Source organism: Streptomyces sp. NPDC034670 (assembly GCF_055574875.1).
Genome location: NZ_JBVITR010000005.1, coordinates 242,081 through 252,479 on the forward strand (window position 1 = coordinate 242,081; position 10,399 = coordinate 252,479).

Below are 10,399 nucleotides of genomic sequence, written 5' to 3' on the forward strand. Positions count from 1 at the left end.
TCCCCTCTATGGTTTTTTCCCCCCCCCCTTTGCTCCTCCCCCCCCCCCCCCCCCCCCTCCCGCCTCCCCCCCCCCCCCCCCCCCCTGTTCCCCCCCCCCCCCCCCCCCCCCCCCCCGGGACACCGAGCAGGAGCGGACCCGTCGGGTCCGCGGTGAGGTCCGCCACCGTGACCGGGTCCAGCGCGGCGAAGAACGCCTCCTGGGCCCGGCGCAGGGCGCCGCGCAGACGGCAGTCCGAGCGCAGCGGGCAGGGCGCGGTGGCGGAGCCGCCCTCGCAGTCGACGACGTCGCCCTCGCCCTCGAGGGCGCGCACCAGGGCGCCCACGGAGGCGCCGCGGCCCTCCTCCGTGAGGGCCAGCCCGCCGCCGCGGCCGCGGCGGGCGGTGAGCAGGCCCCGGTGCTGGAGTTCGGCGACGACCTTCGCGGCGTGGGTGTAGGGCACGTCCATGGCCGCCGCGACGTCGCGCGTCGTCGGCCGGGAGCCGCCGGCCACGGCGAGGCGCATGAGGACCCGCAGGGCCAGGTCGGTGGAGCGCAGCAGCCGCATACCGGGCAGCGTAGGTAATCGGTATCCGGGCTTCAAATTATCCGGGCGGACCTTCACGAGGTCCTCCGGATCCACACCGCGTCCTTCGCGGGCCTCGTCCGGGCATGCGTCCCGTCGTCCGTTGCGACTCCCCCCCGCCTCCGCCGGGAGGACGGGGAAGCGGCTCGCCCGGGCGTGGCGGAGGCGCGGGAGGCGGGGACCGGGCTGACGGCGGGGGTGCCGCGGGAGCGGAGGGCGGCGCGCCCGCCGTGGGGAGCCGGGGTGGTGCGGTGCGGGCCGGCTCCGCGAGGCCCGGCGCCGCGGGATGCGGCGGGGTGCGGCGGAGTGCGGTTCCGGTCCGTGCGGTGGCCGCCCCTCACATCATGTCGTTTTGACGATTATGGTGATTACACTGGGCCCGTGCCTCAACTACGCCTCGCTCTGAATCAGATCGACTCGCGCGTCGGTGACCTCGACGGCAACACCGAAGCGATCCTCCGCTGGACCCGGCACTCCGCCGAGCGGGGAGCCCACCTGGTGGCGTTCCCCGAGATGGTGCTGACCGGGTATCCCGTCGAGGACCTCGCCCTCAGGTCGTCCTTCGTGGAGGCCTCCCGCGCCGCCCTGCGCTCGCTCGCCTCACGGCTCGCCGAGGAGGGCTTCGGGGAGCTTCCGGTGGTCGTCGGCTACCTCGACCGCAGCGCGGCCGCCCAGCCGAAGTACGGGCAGCCGGCGGGCGCGCCGCAGAACGCCGCCGCCGTGCTGCACGGCGGTGAGGTGGCGCTGGCCTTCGCCAAGCACCACCTGCCGAACTACGGCGTCTTCGACGAGTTCCGGTACTTCGTGCCGGGCGACACCATGCCGGTGGTGCGGGTGCACGGGATCGACGTCGCCCTCGCCATCTGCGAGGACCTGTGGCAGGACGGGGGGCGGGTGCCCGCGGCCCGGTCCGCCGGGGCCGGACTGCTCCTGTCCGTCAACGCCTCGCCGTACGAGCGCGACAAGGACGACACCCGGCTGGAGCTCGTGCGCAAGCGGGCCCAGGAGGCCGGGTGCACGACCGCCTACCTGGCGATGACGGGCGGGCAGGACGACCTGGTCTTCGACGGGGACTCGATCGTGGTCGACCGCGACGGCTCGGTCGTGGCGCGTGCGCCGCAGTTCGCCGAGGAGTGCCTGGTGGTCGACCTCGACCTGCCCGCCGCCGCGGCCGACGCGCCGACGGGCGTCGTCGACGACGGACTGCGGATCGACCGGGTCGTGCTGTCCGGGGAGCCGCTGCCCGCGTACGAGCCGGAGTACGCCGGCGGGCAGGCGGAGCGGCTCGACGACGACGAGGAGGTGTACTCCGCGCTGGTCGTCGGACTCCGGGCGTACGTCGAGAAGAACGGCTTCGAGTCCGTGCTGATCGGGCTGTCCGGGGGCATCGACTCGGCGCTCGTCGCCGCGATCGCCTGCGACGCGGTGGGGGCGCGGAACGTGTACGGCGTGTCGATGCCGTCGAAGTACTCGTCCGGGCACTCGCGGGACGACGCGGCGGAGCTGGCCCGGCGGACCGGGCTGAACTACCGCACGGTGGCCATCGAGCCGATGTTCGACGCGTACATGGAGGCGCTGGGGCTGACGGGGCTCGCGGAGGAGAACCTGCAGGCCCGGCTGCGGGGGACGCTGCTGATGTCGCTCTCCAACCAGGAGGGGCACATCGTGCTGGCGCCGGGGAACAAGTCGGAGCTGGCCGTGGGGTACTCGACGCTCTACGGGGACTCCGTGGGGGCGTACGGGCCCATCAAGGACGTGTACAAGACGACGGTGTTCCGGCTGGCGCGGTGGCGGAACCGGGCGGCGCAGGAGCGGGGGGAGACGCCTCCGATCCCGGAGAACTCGATCAGCAAGCCGCCGAGCGCCGAGCTGCGGCCGGGGCAGGTCGACACGGACTCGCTGCCGGACTACCCGGTGCTGGACGCGATCCTGGAGCTGTATGTGGACCGGGACCGGGGGGCGGACGAGATCGTCGCGGCCGGGTTCGACCCGGAGCTGGTGGCGAGGACGCTGCGGATGGTGGACCGGGCGGAGTACAAGCGGCGTCAGTACCCGCCGGGGACGAAGATCTCGCCGAAGGGGTTCGGGAAGGACCGGCGGCTGCCGATCACCAGCGGGTGGCGGGAGCGGACGCCTGCGGCGGGCTGAGCGGACGCCTGCGGCGGGCTGAGCGGGGGGTGTGTGCGTCTGCGGTGCGGCTTCGGGTGCGGGTGCGGGTGCCTGCGGCGGGCTGTGCCGGAGGTGCGTGCGTCTGCGGTGCGGTTTCGGGTGCGGGTGTGTGGGGGTGGGCGTCTTGAGGCCTGCGGCGCAGCTTGCGGTGCGGTGGGGGTGCGGGTGGCGCCTGCGGTGGCGGTGGGGTCGGGGCCGGGGCGGGGGTGTCCGTCCTCGGTCCGGCGCGACGGCGGTGACTTCTCGGGGGTGGTGAGGGACGCGCCGGCCGCTGCGGGCGGACACCCCCGCCCCGTCCCCTTCCCGCCGCGGGCGTCCGCGGGCGCCCACGGCCGTTTCCGGTTCCCGCCGCGGGCGGGCGCGGGCGCCCGTGGCTGTTTCCGGTTCCCGCCGCGGGCGGGCGCCGGGCGCACGTCGTTGTCGGTTCCCGCCGTGGGGTCAGTCGTCCGGTGTGGTGATCTTCACGCGGGCCGCGATGGGGAGGTGGTCGCTGGCCGTGGCCGGGAGGGTCCACGAGCTCTCCGGCTCGGCGCCCTTGACCATGATCTGGTCGATCCGCGCCATCGGGAACGAGGCCGGCCAGCTGAAGCCGAAGCCGCTGCCCACGGCGCCCTGCGTGGAGCGCATCTGGGAGGTGACGGCGTGCAGGGCGCGGTCGTTCATCGTGCCGTTCAGGTCGCCGAGCAGGACGATGTTCCTCAGGGGCTCCGCGGCGATGGCCTCGCCCAGGGCGTTCGCGCTCTTGTCGCGCTGACGGGCCGTGAAGCCGGCCTCCAGCTTCACCCGGACCGAGGGGAGGTGGGCGACGTAGACCGCGACCTGCCCGGCGGGGGCCGTCACCGTGGCGCGCATCGCGCGCTTCCAGCCGAGGCGGATGTCGACGGCCTCCACGTCGCTCAGCGGGTACTTGCTCCACAGGCCGACCGTGCCGACCACCGCGTGGTGCGGGTACGTCTGAGCCAGCGCCCTCTCGTAGATGGGGACCGCCGAGGCCTTCAGCTCCTCCAGGGCCAGGACGTCCGCGCCCGCGGCGGCCACGTCGCGGGCGGTGCCGGACGGGTCCGGGTTCTGGGCGTTGACGTTGTGCGTGGCCACCGTGAGGTCGCCGCCGGGGGCGGTCTTGTCGGTGAGCAGGCCGCCGAAGAGGTTCACCCAGACCACCGCGGGCAGGACGGTCGCGATCAGTGCCGTCGCCGACCTGCGGAGCAGGGCCAGCAGCAGCAGGAGCGGGACGAACAGGCCCAGCCAGGGGAGGAAGGTCTCCAGGAGGCTGCCCAGGTTGCCCACCCGGTTCGGGATGTGGGCGTGGGCCAGCATGACCAGGGACAGCAGGGCCGCGCACGCGGCCAGGACCAGGCCCCGGCGCCAGACGCGGCGGTCGCCGCGCCAGCCTCTGGTCAGGCGGTCGAGCAGACGTCGAAGCCGGGTTGTCCGGCGGCCGGGCTCCGAACCGCCGGGATCCGTCTCCGTCATGTACGCCTGTTGCGCCATACCGTCGCCTCACACCTTGCCGTGCATACCGTCTCCCCCGTGTCCGTATGACCCTAGGGGATGATCGGTTCCTTTCCTGCCGTACGGGTGCGAGGACGTGCGGGACCGCTCGGGGAGTTCCGGGCGGGGGCGCGGAAAGCGAGTTCTGTGACGGAACGCGCACATCGGGGCGGTCGCCGGATTCCCCCTACGGACGCGGCCCGACGGGTCGCAGGCCCTGGAGCAGGGTGTCGACGACCTGCTCGGCGAGGTCGTCCGGCAGGTCGGCGTCGGGGCGCATGACGGTGCGCAGGAGGACGGGGCCGACGACGATGTCGTTGAGCAGCTCCAGGTCGACGTCGGTGCGCAGTTCGCCGTTCTCCCGGCCCCGGCGCAGTACCTCCAGGCCGAGTCTGCGGCGCGGCAGGACGACGGTGTCGTGGTAGGCGGCCCAGAGCTTCGGGCTGCTCTTCATCTGGGCGTGCACGTTGTGCAGGAGCACCGACGTCCGGTTGGCCAGGGCGCGCCGGCGCAGGGACTCCAGCAGGACGACGAGGTCGTCGCGCAGGCAGGTGCCGGGGAACTCGGGGTCGGGGGGCTCGGCGGCGCGCACGATGTCGACGAAGAGCTCCTCCTTGCCGCTCCAGCGGCGGTAGATGGTGGCCTTGCCGACGCCGGCGGTGCGGGCGATGCGCTCGACGGAGAGTTCCGCGAGGGGCACGCCGTCCTCCAGGAGCCTCATCACCCCCTCGATGATGGCGTGTTCGACGGCCTCGCTGCGGGGACGGCCCCGCGCGGGGCCGGTGCCGGCCGGGCTCACGGCACCGCCTCCTCTCGTGCGCTGGGGCGATTCTCCCCGGTGCCCGGTGGGGAGGGTCCACCGGGCGGGGGTCACCGGTCCGCCGCCGGCACCAGTTCCCGGTCCCGCTCCTCCCCGCCGGCCGCCGGGGGGCGGCCCGGCAGGAACAGCGCGGTGACGACCGCGCCGAGGACCGCGATGCCCGCTCCGCACAGGGCGGTGACGTGCATCGCGTGCAGGAACGCGGCGTCGGCCGCGGTGACCAGGGCCTCGCCGCGCGCGCCCAGCCGGTCCGCCGCGGCCAGGGTGGCCTCGATGGACTCGCCGGCGGCGTGGCGTGCGCCGGACGGCAGCAGGGCGAGCTCGTCCTCGATGTCGGTGCGGTAGGCGGCGGACAGCACCGAGCCGAGCACGGCGACCCCGAGGGCGCCGCCGACCTGGCGGAAGGTGTTGCTGAGCGCGGAGGCCGAGCCGGCCTTCTCGCGGGGCAGGGTCTGCATGACGACGACGTTGACCGGCGTCATGACGTGGGTGGTGCCGATGCCCATCAGGAAGAGGACGACCTCGAAGAACCACAGCGGCGTGTCCGCGTCCAGCAGGGCGAACGCGGCCAGGGTCGCCGCGAGCAGCACCAGGCCGCCGGTGGTGGTGGCGCGGTGGCCGAAGCGGTCCACCAGCAGCCGGGTCCGGGGGGCGAAGATCATCTGGGCGACGGCCATCGGCAGCAGCAGCAGACCGGTCTGCAGCGGCGTGTGGCCGCGCACGCTCTGGAGGTAGAAGACGGAGAAGAACGTCACGCCCATCAGGGCGAAGAAGACCAGCGCGGTCGCGGCGACCGCGGCGGAGAAGACCTTGTTCCGGAAGTACCCGACGTCGACGGACGGGTGGTCGCTGCGCTTCTCGACCAGGACGAAGGCGGCGAGCACGGCGAGACCGGCGCCGATGGCCGCCAGCGCCGTGGGGTCGGTGAAGTCGGCGAGCCGGCCGCCCCTGATGACGCCGTAGACCAGCAGGACCAGTCCGGCCACGGACAGGACGACGCCGACGGGGTCGAGCCGGCCGGGGGCCGGGTCGCGGGAGTCGGGCACCAGCCACAGCAGCAGGGCGACGACGAGCAGCACGACGGGCACGTTGACGAGGAAGACCGAGCCCCACCAGAAGTGCTCCAGCAGCGCGCCGCCGGTGATCGGGCCGATGGCGATGGCGACCCCCACGCCGCCGGTCCAGACGCCGATGGCCTTGGGCTGCTCGTCGCGTTCGAAGACGTTCATCAGGACGGCCAGGGTGGCCGGCATGACGAACGCGGCGCCCAGCCCCATCACCGCGCGGTAGCCGATCAGCTCGGCCGGGGAGCCGGAGAACGCGGCCAGTGCCGAGCCGGCGCCGAACACGGCGAGCCCGCCGATCAGCACCTTCTTGCGGCCGAGCCGGTCGCCCAGCAGGCCCGCGGTGAACAGCAGGCCCGCGAAGACGAGGGTGTAGGCGTTGATCGCCCACTCCAGCTCGCTCTGGGTGGCCCCCAGGCCGGTGGGGGCGGGGGTGGAGATCGTCTTGATGGCGATGTTCAGGATCGAGTTGTCCAGGACGACGACCAGCAGGCTCGTCATCAGGACACCGAGGATCGCCCAGCGGCGCCGGTGCACGGCTTCCGGGACCCGGCGGACGGGGGCGGCAGGAGTGGTCATGCGGCCCAGGCTAGTGATTTCCGATACGAGACCGTCTCGTATCGGTACTCCCAATGCCGGGATCCGCCGGGAGATTGCGACCGTTCGGCCCATTCCCCCGGCGGGGGGGACGGCGGGGCCGCGGACGCCGTGCGGGGAGAACCGGCGGGGGTTCCTCTGGTCCTCGCCGGGCCGAGGTGCCACCATGGACGTGATCCGGGGACGCCGTCAGGGCGCCTCGAGATGACGTGTTAGGAGCCGTTGCCATGACGCAGCTTCCGGCTGCCCAGAACTCCGGTCCGAGCCCCTCCGACGGCAGCAAGGCGCTGTACGGGGGCAAGGGGACCCGCCGCATCACCGTCCGCGACGTCGCCGCCGCCAAGGAGCGCGGCGAGAAGTGGCCCATGCTCACCGCCTACGACGCGATGACCGCGTCCGTCTTCGACGAGGCCGGCATCCCGGTGATGCTCGTCGGCGACTCGGCGGGCAACTGCCACCTCGGGTACGACACCACCGTGCCCGTCACCCTCGACGAGATGACCATGCTGTCCGCCGCGGTCGTGCGGGGCACCTCGCGCGCCCTGATCGTGGCCGACCTGCCCTTCGGCTCGTACCAGGAGGGCCCGGTGCAGGCGCTGCGCTCGGCGACCCGGCTGGTGAAGGAGGCCGGGGTCGGCGCCGTCAAGCTGGAGGGCGGGGAGCGCTCGCACCGGCAGATCGAGCTGCTGGTGGAGTCCGGGATCCCGGTGATGGCGCACATCGGGCTGACCCCGCAGTCGGTGAACGCCATGGGCTACCGGGTGCAGGGGCGCGGCGAGGAGGCGGCCCAGCAGCTGCTGCGCGACGCCAAGGCCGTCCAGGACGCGGGCGCCTTCGCCGTGGTCCTGGAACTGGTGCCGGCGGAGCTGGCCGCCGAGGTGACCCGGGCCCTGCACATCCCGACCGTCGGGATCGGCGCGGGGCCGGAGACGGACGCGCAGGTGCTGGTGTGGACCGACATGCTCGGGCTGACCGGCGGCCGGGTGCCGAAGTTCGTCAAGAAGTACGCGAACCTGCGTGAGGTCATGAGCGGCGCGGCGAAGGCCTTCGCCGAGGACGTCGTCGGCGGGACGTTCCCGCAGGAGGAGCACTCCGTCCACTGAGCCACCGCGGTACGACGGCCGGCCCCGCCGATCCTCCCCCGTCGGCGGGGCCCGCGCCGTCGGCGGGCCGTCGGCGGCCTGTCGGCGGCCTGTCGGCGGCGGCTGACAGCCTCGGTGCCATGACGCGAACAGACGAAGGAGCCGGCGGCACGGGCAGCGCCGTCACCGTGCGGGGGCTGGTCAAGCACTACGGCGGGACCAGGGCGCTGGACGGCGTCGACCTGGACGTGCGGGAGGGCACCGTGATGGGGGTGCTCGGGCCGAACGGGGCCGGCAAGACCACGCTGGTGCGGATCCTGTCCACGCTCCTCGCCCCGACCGCGGGACGGGCCGTCGTCGCCGGGTACGACGTGGTCCGCCAGCCGCGGCAGCTGCGCCGGGTGATCGGGCTGACCGGGCAGTACGCCTCCGTGGACGAGAAGCTCTCCGGCCGGGAGAACCTGTACCTCATCGGCCGGCTGCTCGACCTGTCCCGCAAGGAGGCCCGGGCCCGCGCCGACGGCCTGCTCGAGCGCTTCTCGCTCACCGAGGCGGCCCGGCGCCCCGCGGCCACGTACTCCGGCGGCATGCGGCGCCGGCTCGACCTGGCCGCCTCCATGATCGGCCGGCCGGCCGTGCTGTACCTGGACGAGCCGACCACCGGGCTGGACCCCCGCACCCGCAACGAGGTGTGGGACGAGGTCAAGCGGCTGGTCGGGGACGGTGTCACCGTGCTGCTGACCACCCAGTACATGGAGGAGGCCGAGCAGCTCGCCTCCGAGCTGACCGTCGTGGACCGCGGCAAGGTCATCGCGAACGGCGGCATCGAGGAACTGAAGGCCAAGGTGGGCGGCCGTACGCTGCGGATCCGCCCGGCCGACCCGCTGCGGCTGCGCCCGCTGGCCCGCGACCTCGACGAGCTGGGCATCACCGGGCTCGCCGGCACCACCGTGGACACCGAGCGGGGCGCCGTCCTCGTGCCGATCCTCAGCGACGAGCAGCTGACCGCCGTGGTCGGCGCGGTGACCGCGCGCGGGGTCACCCTCAGCTCCCTCACCACCGAACTGCCCAGCCTGGACGAGGTGTTCCTGTCCCTCACCGGCCACCGCGCCGGCGCCCCGCAGGACGCCGTGCCCGCCGGGATCCGCGAGGAGGCCGCCGTATGAGCGCCACCGCCCCCCTCACCACCACGGGCCCGGGCCCGGACGCGCGCATCCCGCTGCGCGCCCATCTGCGGCACACCGGGGCGCTGGTGCGCCGCAACCTGCTGTGGATCCGCCAGGACCCGGAGTCGATGTTCGACGCCGTGCTGTTCCCGATCGTCTTCACCCTGCTGTTCGTGTACGTCTTCGGCGGCTCGATCGGGCAGTCGCTGGGCGGCGGGCAGGAGGCGTACGTGCAGTACATCGTGCCCGGCCTGATGGCCATGATGGGCATGAACATGGCCATGGGAGTGGGCACCGGGTTCAACCAGGACTTCAACACCGGGGTCATGGACCGCTTCCGGTCGCTGCCGATCGGACGCGGCTCGGTGCTGTTCGCCAAGATCGCGGTCGAGGTGCTGCGCATGCTGATCGCCACCGCGATCCTCCTGGTCGTCGGTGTCCTGGTCGGCTTCGACGTCACCCACTGGCCGGGGCTGTTCGCCGCCGTGGGGCTGTCCGTGGCGTTCGGCTCGGCCCTGATGTGGGTCTTCCTCACCCTGGGCGTGGTGATGAGGAACGCGCAGTCGGTGCAGGCCATGGGCTTCCTGGTGCTGATGCCGCTGCAGTTCGGCTCGTCGATCTTCGCGCCGCCCCGGTCGATGCCGGGCTGGCTGGAGTCCTTCACCCGGGTCAACCCGCTGTCCGCGCTGGCGGACGCCGCACGCGGGCTGATGGTGGGCGGCCCGGTCGCGCACGGCCTGTGGCTGACCCTGGCCTGGTCGGCGGGGATCACGGCGGTGATGGCGCCGGTGGCCGTCCACAAGTTCCGTACGAAGACCTGATCACGCCGGTCCGAGCAGGGCGACGGCCTCCTCCGGGGGGAGGCCGCCGCCCTCGGCGTACGCGGACTCGTACGCCGCGTCGCCGAGGGCCGCCCGGATCCGCCGCTCGGCGCGTTCGCGCACCTCGCGCTCCGCGCGCGTGGCGACGTGCCCGGGCGGCAGCCCGGCGTCGGCGGCGCCGAGGCAGCGGGCCGCGTCACGGGCGCGGCGCCCGCCGTCGACCCCGGCGAGGGCGGCGGCGCCCATGGTGAGGAACGACGTGCCCATGTGGGGCGCGATGGCCGCGGACACCGGGTCGCCGGCCCGCTCGAGCGCCTCGCGGATCATGACCAGCCCCTGCTCGTCGCGGCCGTCGGCCACCTCCAGCCAGCCCTCGGCCCCGAGGATGAACGCGTCGAAGACGACGTAGTGCGCGATGCGGAACTCCTGGCGCAGCAGCCGCAGTTGCTCCCGTGCCTCGCCGGTCCGCCCGACCGTGCCGAGCCAGCCGGCCAGGAAGAGCCGGGGGGGGGGGGGGGGGGGGGGAGGGGGGGAGGGGGGGGGGGGGGTGGGGGGGGGGGGGGGGTGGGGGGAGGGGGGGGGGGGGAGGGGGGGGGGAGAGGGGGAGGGAGTCCCCACCATGCT

General features: G+C 73.9%; 7 protein-coding genes and 2 pseudogenes. 4 read left to right on the plus strand and 5 right to left on the minus strand.

Annotated features, from left to right (window positions below):
- Positions 1–115: 115 nt before the first annotated feature.
- Positions 116–547: pseudogene (locus tag ACZ56B_RS06085) on the minus strand (RrF2 family transcriptional regulator); the annotation flags it as partial.
- 399 nt (positions 548–946) lie between these two features.
- Here ACZ56B_RS06085 and ACZ56B_RS06090 point away from each other — a divergent pair.
- Positions 947–2,713: an NAD+ synthase gene (locus tag ACZ56B_RS06090; RefSeq protein WP_468786740.1), complete on the plus strand. Its 1,767-nt coding sequence runs from the start codon at positions 947–949 to the stop codon at positions 2,711–2,713.
- A gap of 459 nt (positions 2,714–3,172) precedes the next feature.
- On the opposite strand, the gene ACZ56B_RS06095 is transcribed toward ACZ56B_RS06090, so the two are convergent.
- The 3 genes from ACZ56B_RS06095 to ACZ56B_RS06105 form a co-directional block, all read right to left on the minus strand.
- On the minus strand, positions 3,173–4,225 hold the full coding sequence (locus ACZ56B_RS06095) for an endonuclease/exonuclease/phosphatase family protein (protein ID WP_468786742.1): 1,053 nt from the start codon (positions 4,223–4,225) through the stop codon (positions 3,173–3,175).
- Between the two features lie 187 nt (positions 4,226–4,412).
- Positions 4,413–5,024: a TetR/AcrR family transcriptional regulator gene (locus tag ACZ56B_RS06100; RefSeq protein ID WP_468786744.1), complete on the minus strand. Its 612-nt coding sequence runs from the start codon at positions 5,022–5,024 to the stop codon at positions 4,413–4,415.
- A 71-nt stretch (positions 5,025–5,095) separates the two neighbouring features.
- Positions 5,096–6,688: an MFS transporter gene (locus tag ACZ56B_RS06105; RefSeq protein WP_468786746.1), complete on the minus strand. Its 1,593-nt coding sequence runs from the start codon at positions 6,686–6,688 to the stop codon at positions 5,096–5,098.
- A gap of 245 nt (positions 6,689–6,933) precedes the next feature.
- On the opposite strand from ACZ56B_RS06105, the gene panB reads away from it, so the two are divergent.
- The 3 genes from panB to ACZ56B_RS06120 all read left to right on the plus strand — a co-directional run bounded on the left by panB (position 6,934) and on the right by ACZ56B_RS06120 (position 9,775).
- Positions 6,934–7,809: a 3-methyl-2-oxobutanoate hydroxymethyltransferase gene (gene panB, locus ACZ56B_RS06110; RefSeq protein WP_468786748.1), complete on the plus strand. Its 876-nt coding sequence runs from the start codon at positions 6,934–6,936 to the stop codon at positions 7,807–7,809.
- Between the two features lie 119 nt (positions 7,810–7,928).
- Positions 7,929–8,954 carry an ATP-binding cassette domain-containing protein gene (locus ACZ56B_RS06115; RefSeq protein ID WP_468786750.1) on the plus strand — a complete coding sequence of 342 codons (1,026 nt, stop codon included), beginning with the start codon at positions 7,929–7,931 and terminating at the stop codon, positions 8,952–8,954.
- Positions 8,951–9,775 (plus strand): ABC transporter permease, encoded by an 825-nt coding sequence (locus ACZ56B_RS06120; RefSeq protein WP_468786752.1) that lies wholly within the window; start codon positions 8,951–8,953, stop codon positions 9,773–9,775. The genes ACZ56B_RS06115 and ACZ56B_RS06120 overlap by 4 nt, the downstream gene beginning before the upstream one ends.
- Here the strand turns inward: ACZ56B_RS06120 and ACZ56B_RS06125 are convergent.
- A pseudogene (locus tag ACZ56B_RS06125) lies at positions 9,776–10,399 on the minus strand (hypothetical protein); the annotation flags it as partial.

What these genes read in the sequence shown, in the direction of transcription:
- ACZ56B_RS06120 (WP_468786752.1), top strand. Translation starts at nt 8,951, where the DNA reads ATGAGCGCCACCGCCCCCCTCACCACCACGGGCCCGGGCCCGGACGCG.
- ACZ56B_RS06105 (WP_468786746.1), bottom strand. Translation starts at nt 6,688, where the DNA reads ATGACCACTCCTGCCGCCCCCGTCCGCCGGGTCCCGGAAGCCGTGCAC.
- ACZ56B_RS06095 (WP_468786742.1), bottom strand. Translation starts at nt 4,225, where the DNA reads ATGGCGCAACAGGCGTACATGACGGAGACGGATCCCGGCGGTTCGGAG.
- panB (WP_468786748.1), top strand. Translation starts at nt 6,934, where the DNA reads ATGACGCAGCTTCCGGCTGCCCAGAACTCCGGTCCGAGCCCCTCCGAC.
- ACZ56B_RS06115 (WP_468786750.1), top strand. Translation starts at nt 7,929, where the DNA reads ATGACGCGAACAGACGAAGGAGCCGGCGGCACGGGCAGCGCCGTCACC.